Source organism: Methanoculleus sp. UBA291 (genome assembly GCF_002499755.1).
In the GTDB taxonomy this organism is placed as follows: domain Archaea; phylum Halobacteriota; class Methanomicrobia; order Methanomicrobiales; family Methanoculleaceae; genus Methanoculleus; species Methanoculleus palmolei.
In genome coordinates this window covers 98,432-115,905 of record NZ_DANC01000020.1, presented here as the reverse complement: position 1 = coordinate 115,905, position 17,474 = coordinate 98,432, and the positions used below count along the sequence as shown (strand labels likewise).

Genomic DNA, 17,474 nt, shown 5'->3' with positions numbered 1-17,474 from the left:
GTGCGTAGATGGATGCGATCTCACATATACCTATACCTCCGGGGCGGGTCACAGAGGAGAGGTAACCAGCCTCTTATCAGGGACCCGCAGGGGGCAGTTTTAGTACCACATCCGGTCCATGATCGCCCGTCCGTCCCGGAACCTGACCCCCTCCATCTCGAGCAGCCTTTGTTTCATAGCAAGCCCGCCCTGAAACCCGCCAGGCCGCCCGTCCGTTCGCAGGGCGCGGTGGCAGGGGATGACGAGGGGAAACGGGTTCCCGGCAAGCGCGTTGCCGACCGCCCGGGCAGCGCCGGGGTTCCCGAGGTGTCGGGCGATGCGCCCGTAGGTACTGACGTAACCCCGGGGTATGCCGTATTCGGCAAGGAGCACGCGCCGCTGGAAGGGCGGACACCGATCAAGGTCGAGGAGATCGATATCGAACCGCACATCGTTTCCCCTAAGGAAAGACTGTATCCCGGCGATCAACGCCCTGATGCCGTTATCCCGGGGCTCCTTGCCGGAAGGCAGGTCCGCGTTCGGCACCGCATCGGCCCGGGGGTCGCCGGGGAGGAGGATTCTCTGCACTTTCGACCCGGAAAGAGACAGGATGAGGCGGACCGGGCCGAACCGTGTCGCGATCTCAATGACCGCCGGCATCGCATCGGGCCGATCACCAATGGATCGATCCATGATCAGAGTGTACCGCGGTTTCTATCTCACTTGCGGTCGGAAGGTCGATCGGTCCGGGAATGAACCTCTTCTCGATATTGTGGGTGGCCCGGACGATCCTGACTGCTCTGAAATCGCCGCGACCGGAATAGGGTCCCGTTGACACAGCAAATATATGGTACCGGCACAAACAGAGGGTGGATGCTTGAACAGATAGGGAATCTCATCGATATTATCATACACTTCGATACCTTCCTGCCTCTTATTATAGAGGAGTACGGGGTATACGTGTACCTCTTTCTCTTCCTCATAGTATTCTTCGAGACGGGGGTTGTCGTCACCCCCTACCTTCCGGGTGACTCGCTTCTCTTCCTCGTGGGTACAATTGCCGCACAGGGGGACCTCAGCATCCTGCTCTCCCTCGCTCTGCTGATGCTGGCGGCGATTGCAGGAGATACGTTGAATTACTCGATAGGAAGACTGTTCGGCACCCGGGTTCTCTCAAGAGGCATCCCTTTCGTCAAACAACATCATATTGAGAAGACGGAGTTGTTCTTCGAAAAGTATGGAGGAAAAGCCATAATTATCGCCAGATTCGTTCCGTTTGTCCGGACTCTGGCGCCGTTCCTGGCAGGGACAGGAAAGATGCACTACCCCAGGTTTCTTGCGTTTAACGTAGTGGGCGGAGTATTGTGGGTTTTGAGTTTCGTTCTCGCGGGGTTTTTCTTCGGGAATATTCCTATCATCTCCGAAAACATCAACATCGTCATATTCGTCATCATCGGCGTCTCTCTGATCGGGGTGGCCTCCATGATCTTCGATGTCAGAAAACTGTAATACCCGTTTCGGAAGAACTTGTTTTTTTTGCGTCGCGGCCCGCGAAATCCGGGGTTTTAGCGACCGGTGCCGGGGAGGATGCGTCAGTCCTCCCCCCGCCCGCTCAAAAAAAGCCTTTTTCCCTCTTCGCTATCTTACGAAGAGGTCAGGAGGCCGGTGCGGCCTCCGCGACCGTCTCCTCCGCTCCAACCTCCTCGCTGTCCCAGACAAGGGGGCTCTTCATCTCAGTCATGATCACCCGTGAGCCGGAGGGGACCCTGATAGCGTCGCTGATATCCTCGGGGGCCCGCGCCCAGACAATCTGATGCTTGACGTCCCCGTCGGGGAGCAGCACCACGATGCTGTAGGTGTTCATATCCTCCTTTGGGGTATCCTCCCCTTCGCCGGGGGTGATGCGGTAGCACGTAAAGGTTACCGGCCCCGATCCTTCCGCAATCCTTTCTTCTGCTTCGCCTTTCATATGGATTCCTCCTCCCGGGAGCCAACTCTTCTGGGTCTTCTCCTAATAATAACTTGCCCCCCGGCTGATATGCCGTCAAAAAAAAGAGAATTTTCAAAGAGCCGATTGCCCCGGCCCTCACGCCACGTGAATATACCGCCCGACCAGTTCCCGGATCGCTTCGTTGTCGCCGTAGAGTTTCTCGCTCAACCCCCGGTCATTGAAGGCCTTCAGAGAGGCGATCCGGCTGTCGATCATGCCTGCCGGGAAAACCCCGTTTTCCTCGAAGATCGTCCGTTTTGCCTCAAGCGCTTCGGCGGACTCAACACAGGAAGCGGGGAGCTGCCGGAACTCAGCGAGACGCTCCTTAAACTCGGGCCGGAAGATGTTCCCGCTGACGTAGAGCCGCTCAGCCATCTCAAGCGCGCCAGGCATCTCGATACCGCGGAGAGCCGCCGCGATGAGGCCGGCAACGAGCAGGTAGGGATCGGCCGAACCGTCGCCGACCCGGTACTCAACCGTCTGCTTCGACGGCCGTTCCTCGCGGCGTCCGGTCTCGCCGGGGTTGGCGTCGCGGGCCATATCGTCCGCGCCGATCCATCCGAGGGGCACGCGGACCACGACCGAGCGGTTGCGGTCGCCCCAGCAGATCGTCGTCGGCGCCTCCTGGTGGGGGACAAGGCGGAGGTAGGACGTCGGGATGGTGTTCCCGAACGCCGTCAGGGCGTCGGCGGCATCAAGGATGCCGGCGATCATCTTCCGGGCGAACGGGCTTAACCTGCCGTCCTCGACCATCAGGTTTTGGCCGTCCTTCTCGACGAGCATGTGGAAATGCATGCCGCTCCCGGCCTTACCTACGGTGATCTTCGGGGCGAAGCTGATCTCGACGCCGTACTGGTTGCCGAGCATCCGCAAAATCCACTTGGCGAGGATCAACTGCTCGACCGCCTGCTCCGCCGGCATCGGCGAGAATTCGATCTCATGCTGTTCGTAGTAGGTGTCCTCGTTGTAGAAGCATCCGACCTCCGAGTGGCCGTACTTGATCTTGCCGCCGGCACGGGCGACGAGACGCATCGCCTCGTCCCGCAGGCCCGAGAACTTGACAAAGGGCTCCGCCGAGTGGTAACCCTTCTGGTCGCGGCCGGGATACAGGTCGTCCCGCGAACAGATGACGTAATACTCAAGTTCTCCGAGGGTCTTGAAGGTGCACCCGGTGCGGCGGGTAAACTCCTCGTCGGCCTTGCGGAGCACGTACTCGGGCGCACTCTTCAGGGGCTTTCCGTCGCTGTCGTAGAACGAGCAGAGGAACTCAAGTGTCGGCGCTTCTGCAAAGGGGTTCACAAAAGCCGTGCGGTAGCGGGGGATCACGTAGAGGTCACTGCTCCCGGCCTCAATAAATGAAAAGAGGTTGCTGCCGTCGACCCGTTCCCCGTCGGAGAGGATGGCGTCAAGGTGCTCCTTAGAGGAGATGACGAAGTTGAGGGTCTTGAGCTTGCCATCCTCGGCGACGTAGCGGAAGTTGACCATCTTTATTCCGTTTTCCTCGCAGAACCGGAGGATATCCTCTTTGGTAAACTCTACCGGGTCTTTCTTGAGAAAACGGATCAGATCGCGTGGGTTCATCTGGAGTTCAGAATCTCTCATATTTTCATAACGTTGGCTCCGCCCGTATAAATGCGTGTTCTCCTTTCCGCATCCGGCTCAACGGGTGAACTCTTGTTCCAGACGACAAAGGGAGGTTCATTCAGCATTCTCCCGAAATTCTGCCACGTCAGCCCGCACCGGGAGCCCAGGTTGAGCGTTCCTCTGTGGCATACCCAAACCCCGGGCGACACCGTCGACCGGGTATGAGCCGGACCGTGCTCCTCGCAGTCGGACAACTCCTGACCCCGGGGCACATGGTCCGACTCACAGGTGTGGTTGTCCGCGGTCAGGGTGAAATTTGTGGGTAGGTATTTGGATGAAAGTGTTCCGTTCAGGGTGTATCGAAGGTTCGGAGATCTTTTTGGGACGACCTCATGCTTTGCAGGTCGGATGTTGTCTGCCGGAGCCCGGTATCATTGACTTCTGCGAGCAGTCGACAACCCACCCCTGAAGGGGGGCAGATATATATTGTATCGCATAGACCGGTCTATTGTACCCGAACCCCGGGACGATCACCATGGGAGCAGACATGCCGAACCGACCCTCAGCAAGCGACGAATCGACCCTTCTCAAATGGATGCGGCTGGAGATCGGCAGGATCAACGACGGTGTCGTTGCGGAACGAAAACGCCTCTCCCGGCTCCTGCAGGAGGAACACCCCGCGTCCGTCACGAAAGGGGGGACCCGGTACGACTTTGACCGTGAGGTCTTGCTCCGGCTGGAGCAGGGCCTTCCGGGGGACTTGCAGAGGCGATTACGGCTTCCGATCATCTTTTACTTCGACTCCACGGTCCCGGATAGTTTCTTCCTCGCGGACGAAGTTGCGGTGCAGGTCTTGCAGTGTCTCCAGGAGATCAGCCCCCTCCGGAGGATGCAGGGCGGAAGGCTCTGGATGGCGAAACCGCTCGTATACGCCGTCATGAACCGGTATCCGACGGCCGTGCAGATCATGATGCGTTAGACGACGGGCGGGGCCGGACGTTCAGCGGCCGGCCGGCTCTCCCGGATGACTCTTTCTCCCGAGGGTCCGCCGGACCCGTTCAAGCGCGGGGCGGGAGACCTCATCCATCTGTCGGTCGAAGTAGTCCACCCATTCTGCGACGACCGCGAGTTCTTTCTGCTGCCGGTCGAGCCGTTCCTGCAGACGGCCGGCGACCTCCCGAAATCGGTCGTTCTCCTCCTTCCGGAGGTCACGTTCCCGTTCGAGGTCTTCAGTCAGGCGCAGGATCCGACGTTCCTGCCGGGCCAGCGTATCCCGCATCACCCTGAGATCGATCACCACCTCGGGCGAAAGAGAGGTACCGGTTCGGTCGACCTCGCCCGCGGGCTCCTCCGGTGCGGCCGGCTTCCCGCCGGAGCGGATCTCCTCTGCGACTTCATCGCGAGTGAGGCCAGATCCGGAGAGTTCCACGAGATCCCGGACAGTTTTGACCGCTTTCTGCGGGAAGAGTTTGACCGGGCCGATGGTCCGATAGGTAAAGAGACTGTCGTAGGTCTGGACGAGTGTCCGGGCATCCTGCTCGGAGACCCCGGCGAGGCGCGCAATATCGCCGATCTTGAGTTCTTTCTCGCTCATGATTGTCACCCTTGCACCCGATCGAGCGCTCGAACGGGAGCCCTGCAATAACTCTTTGTCGCTATCAAGTAAAGATGCGCTTCGGATCGCGTGGGTTTTTCTCACTGCCGTCCCAGTACTGATCCCATGAATCGGGGAGAGAGGGGAAGCGCCCCGGCCGTCGCAACCATCGTCCGGAAGGCCGTGCGGGCCGCACGGCTCCAGGTGCGGCCCGACGGGACCCTGCGGGTGGTCGCACCGCCGTCATTCGACGTCACGGAATTCCTGCAGAAGAACGCGGCCTGGATCGAAGAACGACGCAAAGAACTTGACAGTCTCGCCGCCGAAGGGCACGGAAAGGAGGACCTGCTCCTCCTGCGCGGACGGTTCTACCGCCCGGTCCCGGGCGCCCGGTTCGCGGTCGACGATGCTTCCGGCAGCGTCACCTGCCCGCCGGCCCCCGGCCTCCGGAGATGCCTTGCCCGGATGCTGCGGGAGGATGTCGGGGACCGCCTGAAGGCCTACCCGGACCTTACCGGGCAGGGGCCGGGGCGTATTGCGATAAAGGCCCAAAAGACCCGGTGGGGGAGTTGCTCGTCGCTCGGGAACCTCAACGTCAACCTCCGGGCCATAGCCCTTCCCGACCCCTTGCGGGAATACATCATCGTCCACGAGGCGGCCCACCTCCGCGAGCGGAACCACTCGAAGCGGTTCTGGCTTCTCGTCGGCGACCATTACCCCGACTATCGGGCGGCGGAGGCCGAACTGCGGCGCTACTGGGTCATCCTCGAACGAAACAGAGTCTGGAATTCGCTCGGGAACAGGAATTGAGCGGGACGGCATCAGGAATATTTTCGCCAGAACAGGGAGAGTTTTCTCGACTCCGCCCACCGATCATCGAGCTGGTCGATGATCCCGTTGATCCGCTGTATCTGCTGCCGGATCTTCTCCGTCGCGTCGGCATCGTTGATCAACTCGGCATGCCCCATGATCGCCTGGAGCGGGTTCCGGATATGATCGGCAAGCAGGGCGAACTGCTCCATGTTCCGCTCGACCTGACTGTAGGCCTTCGCCTTCAGGTCTTCAACCTCCCTCTGGGCGGTGATGTCCCGGGAGACGGTTATGACCTTCGCGACCTCCCCGCCCTCGAAGATCGGGATTCGCATCTCCCGGAGGAACACGGTTCGGTCACCGAGTTTGAGAGAGCGCTCCGATGTCAGCGGCCGCCCGGTCCGCACGACCCGCTCGTACTGCTGCCGCGCAGAGGGAGGAAGGAACGGCAGGACCATGAAGAGGTTCTTTCCGACGACGTCCGTTGCGAGGCCGAGTTCCTCGCACCAGGCGATGAAAGCGTCGTTTGCGAGAAGGAGGGTGAGCCCGGTATCGACGACGATGACGGTATCGGTGATGGCGTCAAGGACGATCTGGTAAAGGTCCTCCGACTCCCGAAAAAGGTACTCGGATTGCTTCCGATCGAGCGCGCTTGCGATGATATTGACTCCCGCAGCGAGGAGCACGACATCCTCGTCTGCGAACCGGGCGTTGTCGGTGTTCCGATCAAATCCGACGAAGCCGACGACCGCCCCGCTCATGCGGAGGGGAAGCATCAGCGTCGCGGTAGCGCCGTGCCGCTTCAGGAAATCGCGCTCCTCCCTGCGCAGCCGCCCATCTCCGGACGTTCCATCCACATAGACCGTCCGGTCCTCAAGGATCTGCGCGATCCACCAGGGTAGGTCACGCGTAAGGAACTTCTGAAACTCCCCCCGATGGGGTTTTTGCTCCGGCATGCACCATTCATGCGTCGTACCAATGAGTGTCCGGGAGTCGTTGAAAAGCGAGAGGTAGCCCCGCGAAGCACCGCACGCACGCCCGAGGCTCTCAAGCGAGGCGTCAATAGCCGGATCGATCTCGGTCGGGTCCATAAAGCGTGCAGGCATCGCCGCGACGGCTCCTTCAAGGTTGTGGCGATGTCCGGATGCATCCTCCACCTTCCCCTGCACGGAACCTTCAACACAGGAGACGAGAAACCAGAGATCGGCGGTCTCGGGGTCACAGACCGTGCTGACCGCCATCCGGGCATAAAAGATCGTTGAATCCCTCCGCCGGGCAGCGACCGTCCCGTTCCAACGCCCGGTGGAGAGAACACAGCCGATACAGTCCAGCCCCCCGTCCCGGGAGAGCCAGAGGAGGCCCACGGGTTGTCCGACGATCTCCCGCAGATCGTACCTCCACATCGCAAGCAACGAAGCGTTGGCGAAGATTATACGCCCTTCACGGTCGGCAATGCAGATCCCGGAGAGCGAGGTCTCGATGACCTGCCTCAGCATCGCAGCAGTTACACCCGGGGTGGCGGGCTGAACCCCCCCGACGAACGAATCGTCTCCTCTCCGACAGTCCTGAACGCCATTACGTTGCATAAGCTCGTCGAAAGACGAACGATCCGAGGTATGCGGAGCCATTTTCTGATCGTCCCGGGGCAGCAAAACAGAGCTATCCCTGCAGTTCCGGAGAAACCCGAACCGGTTAGGTTGATCAATCCCCGGTGTCAGATATATAATTTTTGTTTTCACTCGCGTCGACGAGAAGACTGCAGAGGGTCATCTATCCCGTGCGATATCAGGTGTCAACCTCTCGTCCCCGGGAATAACTCCGGTACATCAGGAGGAGCGCGATGCCGATCGAAAGGAAGATAGCGAGAGATATCCAGAGCCCGGCTCTTGTCGGAAAGAGATTGAGAACACAGTCGATACCGAGAGCGATGGTAAAACTGCCGATGAGGCCGCCGACGGTGATGCAGGAGAGAACCTCCGTCTTCGTCATGCCGAGCATCCTCCCGACGATGGAGCCGACGATGCTCCCCGACCCGTCGAAGGGGAGGCTCACAAAAGCAATGAGGCCGACGAAATAGAGCCGCTCAAGCCATGGCCGCCGGTCAAGGAACGTCCGACCTGCCTCCATAAACCGCCGGACCCAGGGGCCGAAGTAGGGGAGGCGCAGGATCAGGGGAAAGTTCCAGGCCATGAAGAGCCCGCCGGCGAAGTCCAGAAACGCCAGGGAAAATGCGGCAAGCCACCAGGGGACCCCGAAAAGGATGCAGGCCGGGATGATCGTCTCCCGGCCGAGCGGCGGAACGACATAGGCGACCAGCATCCCGACGAGGAAAAGCCACTGCTCCGCCGGCAGGAAAAACCACACTACGGCAAGAAATGCCCCGCAGAGCAGAAAAGGGACCGAGACCTTCAGCCAGCTCGGCCGGGCATCGATCTCGTCATCGCCCCATGCATCAATCCGCCGCATGAACCGCCGTCACCTGCGGGAGAGTCCCCGCGTTTCCGATGACCCGGGATCACTCCCCCTCGCGAGCAGGGTCGGCGGGAGGGAAGGGGGCCCGGGTCCTGAAGATATGCTCGACGATCTTCGATGAACTGGCAAGCGAACCGGGGTACCCGGATATCCGGACAACCTCCGCGTCAAGCTCACGGTCCCGGAGCCTCTTTTGGAGGTCCTCCTCGTCGAAGTGCTGATTAAACCCGAGCGTGATGATGTCGGGCCGGATCTCGGCGATAGGCCTGAACATGTCATGCAGGTCCCCGAGGAGCGCATGGTCGACCGGTTTTAATGCCCGGACCATCCGGACCCGTTGATCTTCCGGGAGGATCGGCCGTGGCTTATGCTTCACGTTCGCGTCCCGCGCCACGATCACGAAGAGTTCATCGCCGAGCCTCCGTGATTCTTCGAGGTAATAGAGGTGTCCGGGATGCAGGATATCGAACGTCCCCGTTGCAACCACGCGGATCATTCGACCACCTCGAGGGTTGTCACGCTGCCGTCCGCCCGATAACACCGCCAGTCTCTTTTGCCGTAGGGATACCCGACGATGATATGATACCGGCCCACCGTGGGAAAGAACCTGAGATCTGCGGGCGACGGCGAGAGGACGCCGTTCGGATGACTATGGGCGCTGCCGGCCTGGTGGACGTCCAGCGGGAGCATATCGACGAAGAATGAGGCGCTCTCTTCCCCGACGGTAGTACCCGGCACCAGGTCAAGGTCCCGGATAATGCCGTCCCGCTCCCGCAACACGGCAATGAACTCGTTCGGATGATGTTCCCGCCCGAGTTCGAAGAGTATCCCAAGTAGATCCCTGCTGATCCCGTGTATAGCCATTCTCCAGAATAGTTGGGGAGAAGGGAACATAAGCCCTCGCGTCGGCATAGAATTCTCTGCACCGACGCGTCGGGACCCGGGAAAACAGGGGATCGTTAAGGAGTGACCGGTTCCTCCGGCGTGGCTGCCGGGGTCGCATTTTCCGGCGGCACGAGAACCGTATCGATAATGTGGACGATGCCGTTCGCTGCCGTGATGTTGGACGCGACAACGGTGGCATTCCCTAGCGTGAGGGTGCCGCCAGCCGTCCCGACGGTGAGATTGTCGCCGGAGAGCGTCTCAAGAACGGTCTCGTTTCCGACGGCGGAGGCGAACGCAGTCAGATCTTCTGTGGTGTGGTTTCCTCTCACAATGTGGTGCAGGATCAGCGCGTCCAGCACCTCGGTGTCGTTAGAGAGCACGGTCTTCGCAAGTCTGGCTTTTTCGACGGAGCCTGCAAAGGCGGTCAGGTTCCCTTCCCCGGCAACCAGATCGGTCAGCGTCGTGTTCGCCGGCTCCTCCCCCGGGGTTACGTTCCCACCTGGATCGACCATCATCCCCTCAGGAACGACGATGACGACGCCCTGCATGGGCGTCCGCTGCGTCGAAGCGTTGAACGTACAGCCGTACGGATAGGTCCCTGTATCGGCGAACGTGTGGTTGAACGTCGCATTCTGCTCGATCGGCCCGGAGTCAAAGAGCCCTCCCGCGCTGGTGACGCTATGGCTTACGATGTCATGGTTCGTCCAGGTTATTTTCGCGTTGCCTTCGACCGTGAGCGAGGGAGGATAATACAATCCTCCCGGGATATCAACGTCGGCGTCTGCCGCCGCCAGGACCGGCAGGGCGGCGATGCCGACGATCAGCGCCGTTGCGAACCCGAATAGAACAAGAGTTCGTCTCATATTGTCTCACCCACGTTTACGAACCCTGGCCGGGGGTCCTGATGACACCCGCCTCGAACAGTTCGGCACTGCTCACCGCTGCCGCGGGCAGATTGAATGGACTCTTGAATATATAAATATTATTATATAATGCGGTTCGGAACTCCGGACTGGAGCCGGCACCCGCTGCTATGAATATGCGCGGCCGCTCAGAACGGCCCGTCCTGTTCGAAACTTCTCCCGAACCGGATGGCAAGCTCCGCCTTGAAGAGTTCTTTTCCGAGGTAGGCGGCGTGGTCGAGCCGGGAGATACTTCCGTTCTGGAGGAGCGTATGGAAGACGTCTTCCCAGCACCTGCCCCGCACGGCGCGACCCCGGTGTACCGCAACGATACAGTCTCCCTCGATGCCGATGCGGATGCACCCGAGCGGGTCGTAGACGATCTCGTCCGGGGCGGGGCGGGCATCCGTGATGTTGTCGTACTCCAGCGGAGGTTCCCGCCGCCGGCGCTTCTCTTTCAGGACCAGGAGGTCGAGCCCCAGGTCTTTGGGATACGGGCGGCCGGTCATGAGGGACATCATCTCCGTCGCCCGCCGCATCTCCGCCACCGATCCCCTGGTTTTATCGCTGTGCTCGCTTGTGAAGACGATAGCGGCGCCGACCTCGTACGCCATCCCCGCGAGCAGGGCGTTCGCCCCGGGGGAATCGGCGTCCAGCAGTTCCACGACGTTTCCCGCCCCGAAAAAGAGCGGACGCGGGGCCTCCGGGAACCGGGAGAGGGAGTCGACGAGCCCGGACCCCGCCGGCTGGAGAAGGGGGTCGGCGATCAGCCGGGAGATCCCGGCTTTTGCTGCGGCCGCCAGGTTCTCTAAAAGCGTCCGTTCGCGCGGCACCACGACCGCGGCCGCCCCGGCATCCGCGACCGCCGCCGCGACAAGGGGGATGTTCCCCTCGTGCAGGGAGAGCACCAGGTCCGCCCGGAAGAGCGACGCTGCGATGAGGAGCGGGTCCTGCGTATCGACCGCAAGGGGACCTTCTACCCCCGTAAGGGCCGAAAAACAGCGCGCAACGTCGTCGGGGGTGGCGTCGAACCCGAACCCGAGGTCCACGATATCGGCGCCGTCGGCGAAGAATTGCCGGACGTCAGCGAGGATATCATCCCGCTTGTGCGCGTCCATGATCTCCGCAAGCACCTTCATCCGCGAACCGCCGCCAATCTTCAGGCCCCGGATGATGAAATCGGCGTCCGCCTCCGCCTCCCGGAGCGCAACCCGTCGGCAGGCCTCCTCACGGCGCGTTTCCGTAAGGAAGTCATCGGCCGGGACGGTCTTCGAGAGCCGGACGCTGTCGAGCACTGAAAGAACCAGCGGGAGATCGGCCGCGTGCCGCGGGCCCCGGTAGATGGGGACGCCGGTCTCGCGTTCGACCTCGGCAAAGGATGCGGTGCACATCCCCGGGACGATTGCCATATCGTAGGTGCCGCCGGTAAGCAGCCTCCTGAGGTCGCCCGGCGCGAGGAACGACGCGATATGACCGATGACCGCCACATCAATCTCGTAGCGGTCGCTGAATCGCTCGGCCGCCGCCTTCACGATTGCGATCGTTTCCGATCCGGTCGGGAGAAGAATGCGCATACACTTCACTTATTATTCAGCGGATGACAAATATTCTGATCTTATGTTGCGTTGTGATCTGCATGTCCACACCAGGTTCTCCAAAGACGGAGAGAGCAGTGTGGAGGAGATCCTCCGGCGGGCGGAGGCGGTCGGTCTCGACGCCATTGCGATCACCGATCATGATACCGTGGAGGGGGCCCGCCATGCCCTGCAGTGCAAGACCTCCGTGACCGTGATCCCGGGCATCGAGATCTCGACGAAACAGGGCCATCTCCTCGCCCTCGGGGTCGCGGAACCCCTGCCGCCAGGGCTCGACTTCTTCGAGACCGTCGCCCTGGCCCGGGACCGGGGCGCTCTCCTGATCCTCCCGCATCCCTACCACCGCTGGCGCCACGGCGTCGGGAGGAGGCTTGCGGCCAGTATCGGAGCGGTTGACGCGGTAGAGGTCTTCAACAGCCGCTATATAACGGGATCGGCGAACCGGAAGGCCGCAGTCGCTGCACGGAAGTTCGGGAAGCCCGGCGTTGCCGGGAGCGACGCCCACAATGCCCGGTACGTCGGGTTCGGGGTCACGTACGTCACGGCCGAGCCGGATGTGGCCTCCATCCTCTCTGCGATCCGGGAAGGGCGGACGATGGCGGGAGGGAGGATGACCCCGCTCCGCACCTACACCCGTCAGTCCATCAAGGGCGCTCTTCGCAGGATACGACGAACGGTACATCGATGAACCTGGCGTTTCGCTACTCCTACTTCGGGGATTGCTTTTTCGGCTCGCAGATGCAGCCGGGGCTCCGTACCGTGGAGGGCGAGTTCGTTGCGGCATGCAGGCGCCTCGAACTCTTCGACGACTGGCGGGAGGCACACTTCGTCACCGCCGGCCGCACCGATCGCGGGGTGCACGCCCGGAGTCAGGTCTGCTCCTTCACGACCGATAAACCGGATCGGGCGGTCGCGGTACTGAACCGGGTGCTCCCGGAGGACATCTGGTGCACGGGATGGACCGGGGTGCCGGACGGGTTCCACCCGCGATACAGCGCCGTAGCAAGAACCTACCGCTACTACTTCTTCCCCGCTCCGGGCGACACCGCGGCCATGCATGAAGCGGCCCGGGAGTTCGTCGGCCGACGCAACTTTTCGTCGTTTGCACGCGTCGGCGACCGGAATCCGGAGCGAACGATCGTCACGGCAGAGGTCTATGAGGACGGGCCCTTCGTCGTCTTCGAGGTGACAGGAGAGAGTTTCCTCTGGAATATGGTTCGGTGTATGGCGACGGCGCTGGAACGGGTGGGGAAGGGCGAAGCGAATGCCGGAGAGATTGCCCGGCTCCTCGAGGAACCGGCGGGACGGGGGCTCCCTGCAGCTCCACCCGGGGGATTAGTCCTCTGGGAGGTCGACTGCGGAGTCTCCTTTACACCGCTCCCGGTTGATGAAAAGAGTCGCCGATATCTCGCCGACCGTTATCGTCGCGCCATGATCATGGCGGAGGTGTCCGCACGCCTTACACCCGAAGAGAGACTGCCGGAATGACCGCTGTCTGCCGGCCTTTCGAGCTGCGGTGTATCCGACGCCCGAACATTCCCGATACGGTGCGGCGATGCGGGGATGATCGGGGAAGCGACCGTGCTCGATGTCGGCGTTTTGAAAGAATCCGACAGCAGGCAACGGATCTTCCAAAGACGGTGCGGCAGGAGAATTCATGTTCCCTCCCCGTTATTCGAGACAGCCGCAATTAAACGTTCCGGATGGCAATACCGGGATAACCGGAACCCGGCTTGAATCGCACCGGGGAGACGGCCCGCCCACGACGGTTACGGGAAATCCCTCTCTCTCGCCTGGACAGGAAGACTTAATTAGTCGGCACGGTTTTAGTGGCACTGTTGTAAATGACATATCATTTATTTTAATAAATTGTTAATGATTACTATTTAATAATAACCTATTAATATATGCCAGAACAGTCCCGTTCCAGTACGTCAAGAGGGGAAAGTGGATGTACGACAAGGATCCGGTTCTGGCGAGGCCACCCGTTCATTCGGAGGGGTGGTTTGCCGAAGAGACAACTGTGCCGTTGCCACAGTACATAGATGCAGAGACGGGCGGATGGATCGAACAACGGGCTCCCCGGATCGTCGGACAGGAGAGCCCGATAGATATTCCTGCGTTTCGCTGTGAGATCCAGGAGCAGGTCAATCCTCTGCGGACACCGACAGCCCCGGGGCACCGACGGATAGTGAGCGAATCCGCGGATGCGACAACGGCCGCATCCCGCCGGTCGGACAGGATGAAGATTCTCGCGGCGATCCCCTGCTTCAACGAGGAGGTTGCTATCGGTTCGATTGTCCTGATGGCCCGCCGATATGCCGACGAGGTTCTCGTAGTAGACGATGGATGCACGGACAACACCGTGAAGGTTGCCCGGGATGCCGGAGCGACCGTCGTTTCGCACGGCGCCCGGAAGGGGAAAGGACGGGGAATTAAGAGTTCTCTGCAGTATGCGGTCGAGCACGACTATGACTGCCTGGTCTTCATGGACGGAGACGGTCAGCACAACCCCGGGGAGATACCGCTCCTGACCGGGCCGATCCTCGCCGATACCGCCGATCTCGTCATAGGGTTTCGGACCTTCGATCAGATGCCCTTCTACCGGCGATTCGGGCGGGCCGTGCTTGATATCGCCACCACTACCGGTAGTTCGATTACCGACTCGCAGTGCGGTTTTCGGGCCCTGAACAGAAAGACCATGGAGTCGATGCTCGGTATGCTGCGGAAGGATGATTTCTCAACCGAATCGGAGATGCTTCGGATTGCACAGGAAAAGCACCTGCGTCTCGGAGAGACGCCGATCAACTGCAAATATGGCGATTTTGACACGTCCACAAAAAATCCCGTATCTCATGGAGTAGAGGTGCTCGGATCGTTATTCTGGCTCATCGTGGAGAAAAAACCTCTTTTGAATATCGGCCTCCCCGGACTTGTTGCGGTGATCGCAGGCGTATTTCTCCTGTTTCAGTTCTTCCAGGGTTTCAATGAGACCGGCCTTATCCCGATCGGCCAGGGCATGCTCGCATCGCTTCTCCTGATTCCGGGAACCGTCGCACTTGTGCTTGGCCTAGCACTCTCCCTTATCGCACGGATGCGGGAGTGAGGGGGATGGATACCATGCAGAGGAGAAACGCATGATCGGTATAATACTCGGTACACGGCCGGAGATCATCAAGATGTCCCCCGTCATCAGGGAATGCGAGCGCAGAAATCTGGATTACTTTATCCTTCATTCGGGACAGCATTACTCCTACGAGATGGACCGGGTTTTTTTTGAGGAACTCGACCTGCCGGACCCGGAATACAGCCTCGATGTGGGTTCAGGGACCCATGCCGGTCAGACGGCGAAGATCATGACCGGTGTCGAAGACGTTCTGATGAAGGAGTCTCCCGACATCGTCCTCGTCCAGGGGGACACGAACACCGTCATGGCCGGGGCACTCACGGCATCGAAACTGCATGTGCAGGTGGGCCACATCGAGGCGGGCCTCCGCAGCTTCAACCGATGGATGCCGGAAGAGATCAACCGGGTGCTCACCGATCATATCTCGGACCACCTCTTTGCTCCGACGGAAACCGCCCGGAAAAACCTTCTCGCAGAAGGCATTGAAGACCCGAAGATCTGTATGACCGGCAACACCGTCGTCGATGCGGTGTACCAGAACCTCGACATATCGAAGAGGAAGGTCAACGTCTTAAAAGACCTCGACCTCGAGCCCCGGGAGTACTTCCTCGTCACCGCCCATCGGCAGGAGAACGTAGACAACCGGGCACGGCTCAAGGGAATCCTGAAAGGGCTTGAGGGGGTGCAGAAGGAGTTTGCCCTGCCCGTCGTCTTTCCGGTCCACCCGAGGACCGAAAAACGGATCCAGGAACTGGGCATCGGCGTCGACGGATTAAATCTTACCAAGCCCTTTGGCTTCCTGGAATTCCTGCAGTTGGAATCGCAGGCGAAACTCGTGCTGACCGATTCCGGCGGGGTCCAGGAAGAGACCTGCATTCTCGGCGTTCCGTGTGCTACGATGCGATACGACACGGAGCGGCCCGAAACGCTGGCCGTCGGATCGAACATTCTGGTCGGTACCGAATCGAGGAGGATCCTCGAAGGGGTCCGCTCCGCAACAACCTGGAAATCCGGCTGGAAAAACCCTTACGGCGATGGAATCGCCGGAAAAATGATCGTGATGGTCTGCGCTGCCGCACGGTCCCGATAACACCTATGAGGAGAATACGCATGAGGATCTGTATACTGGGATTAGGATACATTGGACTACCGACCGCGTTGCTGTTTGCCGCTCACGGAGCGGACGTTGTCGGCGTCGATGTCAAACAGAACTTGGTCGATTGTCTGAACCAGGGGACCCTCCCGTTCAGTGAACCGGGAATCGAGGACCTCTACCGCGATGCCCGTGAGCGATTTGTTGCAAAGACAGAACCCGAAGCCGCGGACGTCTTTCTGATAGCCGTGCCGACGCCTCTGGACGCGGCAACGAAGGTTTCCAACCTCTCGTATGTCAAGAACGCGGCCGATATGATCGCCCCCCGTCTCGCCGGGGGGAACCTGGTCATTCTCGAATCGACCGTCCCGCCCGGAACGAGTGAACGGGTCGTCATCCCCAGGCTTGAGAAGAGCGGTGTCGTTGTCGGGGATTTTCAGTACGCCCATTGCCCCGAGCGGGCAATCCCCGGACGGACCCTGCAGGAGATGACGACCAACACGCGCATCATCGGCGGGTACGACCGGGACTCCGCCGAAAGGGCGGCTTCGATCTACCGGACATTCGTCACCGGGCAGATTTACCGGACCGACACGCGAACGGCGGAGTTTGTCAAATTGATGGAGAACACCAGCCGCGACGTGAGCATTGCGCTCGCAAACGAATTTGCCCAGCTCGCCGAGGAGTGCGGGATCAATGTCTGGAAGGCTATCACTCTCGCAAACAAGCATCCCCGGGTTTCTATCCTCAATCCCGGACCGGGCGTTGGGGGACACTGTATCGCCATCGACCCCTGGTTCCTGACCGAGAACTCCACACGGTGCAAGATGGTCTCCACGGCGCGGGAGATCAACGATTCCATGCCGAATTACGTACTCCACGCCGTTCGTAGCCTGCTTGCCGGAGTCAGAAACCCGACGATCAGCATCTTCGGCGTTGCCTACAAGGGCAATATCGGCGATACGCGGGAGAGCCCGGCACTCAAGCTGATCCAGCTCGCTGAGAACGAAGGGTATGCCGTCAGGTGCCACGACCCCCACGTCGGGGAGTTTCCGTACCCCCTCATGAACGCAAAGGATGCAACGGTCGGGAGCGACTGTCTCGTCGTCCTCGCCGATCACAACTGTTTCTGCACGGTTGAACCGGCCGATCTCCAGATGAGAACGAAGTTCGTCGTAGATACCCGAAACATCCTCGACCATGAGAAGTGGACCAAACAGGGCTTTATCGTCAGGGTTCTGGGTGACGGGTCGCCGGTACAGCCGGTGCCGTCGGACGGGATTGCGCCCCCGGCGGGTCTGTATCCTGCAGGAGTGGTGCAGCAGCCGATTGTGTCCCCATCACCGCCGTCAATCACCGTATTCTCCCCGGACGGGCGGGAGGGCTACCCCTAACCCCCCGTACATGGTTTTGTGAAGTCGGGATCTACAAGCAATCTTCGAC

18 protein-coding genes are annotated in these 17,474 nt (G+C 60.5%); 8 read left to right on the top strand and 10 right to left on the bottom strand.

The window, feature by feature from the left end:
• Window positions 1-99: 99 nt before the first annotated feature.
• Window positions 100-672 carry a methylated-DNA--[protein]-cysteine S-methyltransferase gene (locus BP737_RS04765; RefSeq protein ID WP_292408604.1) on the bottom strand — a complete coding sequence of 191 codons (573 nt, stop codon included), beginning with the start codon at window positions 670-672 and terminating at the stop codon, window positions 100-102.
• 138 nt (window positions 673-810) lie between these two features.
• On the opposite strand from BP737_RS04765, the gene BP737_RS04760 reads away from it, so the two are divergent.
• Window positions 811-1,488 carry a VTT domain-containing protein gene (locus BP737_RS04760; protein ID WP_342685971.1) on the top strand — a complete coding sequence of 226 codons (678 nt, stop codon included), beginning with the start codon at window positions 811-813 and terminating at the stop codon, window positions 1,486-1,488.
• A 145-nt stretch (window positions 1,489-1,633) separates the two neighbouring features.
• Here BP737_RS04760 and BP737_RS04755 read toward each other — a convergent pair whose 3' ends face one another.
• Together BP737_RS04755 and BP737_RS04750 are read right to left on the bottom strand one after the other, a co-directional pair.
• Window positions 1,634-1,948: a hypothetical protein gene (locus tag BP737_RS04755; protein WP_292408611.1), complete on the bottom strand. Its 315-nt coding sequence runs from the start codon at window positions 1,946-1,948 to the stop codon at window positions 1,634-1,636.
• Window positions 1,949-2,065: 117 nt separating this feature from the next.
• On the bottom strand, window positions 2,066-3,571 hold the full coding sequence (locus tag BP737_RS04750; RefSeq protein ID WP_342685970.1) for a glutamine synthetase family protein: 1,506 nt from the start codon (window positions 3,569-3,571) through the stop codon (window positions 2,066-2,068).
• Window positions 3,572-4,088: 517 nt separating this feature from the next.
• Between BP737_RS04750 and BP737_RS04745 the strand changes: the two genes are divergently transcribed.
• Window positions 4,089-4,532 (top strand): DUF61 family protein, encoded by a 444-nt coding sequence (locus BP737_RS04745; RefSeq protein WP_292408617.1) that lies wholly within the window; start codon window positions 4,089-4,091, stop codon window positions 4,530-4,532.
• Between the two features lie 21 nt (window positions 4,533-4,553).
• Here the strand turns inward: BP737_RS04745 and BP737_RS04740 are convergent, their stop codons facing one another.
• Window positions 4,554-5,147, bottom strand: coding sequence for a hypothetical protein (locus BP737_RS04740; RefSeq protein WP_292408619.1), 594 nt, complete (start codon window positions 5,145-5,147; stop codon window positions 4,554-4,556).
• 126 nt (window positions 5,148-5,273) lie between these two features.
• Here BP737_RS04740 and BP737_RS04735 point away from each other — a divergent pair, with 126 nt between their 5' ends.
• Window positions 5,274-5,957 carry a M48 family metallopeptidase gene (locus tag BP737_RS04735; RefSeq protein ID WP_292408622.1) on the top strand — a complete coding sequence of 228 codons (684 nt, stop codon included), beginning with the start codon at window positions 5,274-5,276 and terminating at the stop codon, window positions 5,955-5,957.
• Between the two features lie 11 nt (window positions 5,958-5,968).
• On the opposite strand, the gene BP737_RS04730 is transcribed toward BP737_RS04735, so the two are convergent.
• The 6 genes from BP737_RS04730 to BP737_RS04705 form a co-directional block, all read right to left on the bottom strand.
• Window positions 5,969-7,453 carry a PAS domain-containing protein gene (locus BP737_RS04730; RefSeq protein WP_292408625.1) on the bottom strand — a complete coding sequence of 495 codons (1,485 nt, stop codon included), beginning with the start codon at window positions 7,451-7,453 and terminating at the stop codon, window positions 5,969-5,971.
• 289 nt (window positions 7,454-7,742) lie between these two features.
• Window positions 7,743-8,423, bottom strand: a complete 681-nt coding sequence (locus BP737_RS04725) for a small multi-drug export protein (protein WP_342685969.1) — start codon at window positions 8,421-8,423, stop codon at window positions 7,743-7,745.
• Between the two features lie 49 nt (window positions 8,424-8,472).
• Window positions 8,473-8,925 (bottom strand): FAD synthase, encoded by a 453-nt coding sequence (locus BP737_RS04720; RefSeq protein ID WP_292408631.1) that lies wholly within the window; start codon window positions 8,923-8,925, stop codon window positions 8,473-8,475.
• Complete coding sequence (locus tag BP737_RS04715) at window positions 8,922-9,293, bottom strand: Mov34/MPN/PAD-1 family protein (RefSeq protein WP_342685968.1); 372 nt, start codon at window positions 9,291-9,293, stop codon at window positions 8,922-8,924. Before BP737_RS04715 ends, BP737_RS04720 begins: the two co-directional genes overlap by 4 nt.
• 95 nt (window positions 9,294-9,388) lie before the next feature.
• Window positions 9,389-10,177 carry a fasciclin domain-containing protein gene (locus BP737_RS04710; protein ID WP_342685967.1) on the bottom strand — a complete coding sequence of 263 codons (789 nt, stop codon included), beginning with the start codon at window positions 10,175-10,177 and terminating at the stop codon, window positions 9,389-9,391.
• Window positions 10,178-10,365: 188 nt separating this feature from the next.
• The gene (locus BP737_RS04705; RefSeq protein WP_292408637.1) at window positions 10,366-11,790 is read right to left on the bottom strand and encodes a dihydropteroate synthase-like protein; all 1,425 of its coding nucleotides are present in this window, start codon (window positions 11,788-11,790) and stop codon (window positions 10,366-10,368) included.
• Window positions 11,791-11,833: 43 nt separating this feature from the next.
• Between BP737_RS04705 and BP737_RS04700 the strand changes: the two genes are divergently transcribed.
• From BP737_RS04700 to BP737_RS04680, 5 genes are all read left to right on the top strand, one after another.
• Window positions 11,834-12,499 carry a PHP domain-containing protein gene (locus tag BP737_RS04700; protein ID WP_292408640.1) on the top strand — a complete coding sequence of 222 codons (666 nt, stop codon included), beginning with the start codon at window positions 11,834-11,836 and terminating at the stop codon, window positions 12,497-12,499.
• Window positions 12,496-13,299 (top strand): tRNA pseudouridine(38-40) synthase TruA, encoded by an 804-nt coding sequence (gene truA / locus BP737_RS04695; RefSeq protein WP_292408643.1) that lies wholly within the window; start codon window positions 12,496-12,498, stop codon window positions 13,297-13,299. The genes BP737_RS04700 and truA overlap by 4 nt, the downstream gene beginning before the upstream one ends.
• Window positions 13,300-13,762: 463 nt before the next feature.
• Window positions 13,763-14,917 (top strand): glycosyltransferase family 2 protein, encoded by a 1,155-nt coding sequence (locus BP737_RS04690; RefSeq protein ID WP_342685966.1) that lies wholly within the window; start codon window positions 13,763-13,765, stop codon window positions 14,915-14,917.
• Window positions 14,918-14,948: 31 nt separating this feature from the next.
• Window positions 14,949-16,028, top strand: a complete 1,080-nt coding sequence (gene wecB / locus BP737_RS04685) for a non-hydrolyzing UDP-N-acetylglucosamine 2-epimerase (protein WP_292408649.1) — start codon at window positions 14,949-14,951, stop codon at window positions 16,026-16,028.
• Between the two features lie 20 nt (window positions 16,029-16,048).
• On the top strand, window positions 16,049-17,425 hold the full coding sequence (locus tag BP737_RS04680) for a nucleotide sugar dehydrogenase (RefSeq protein ID WP_292408652.1): 1,377 nt from the start codon (window positions 16,049-16,051) through the stop codon (window positions 17,423-17,425).
• Window positions 17,426-17,474: the final 49 nt, after the last annotated feature.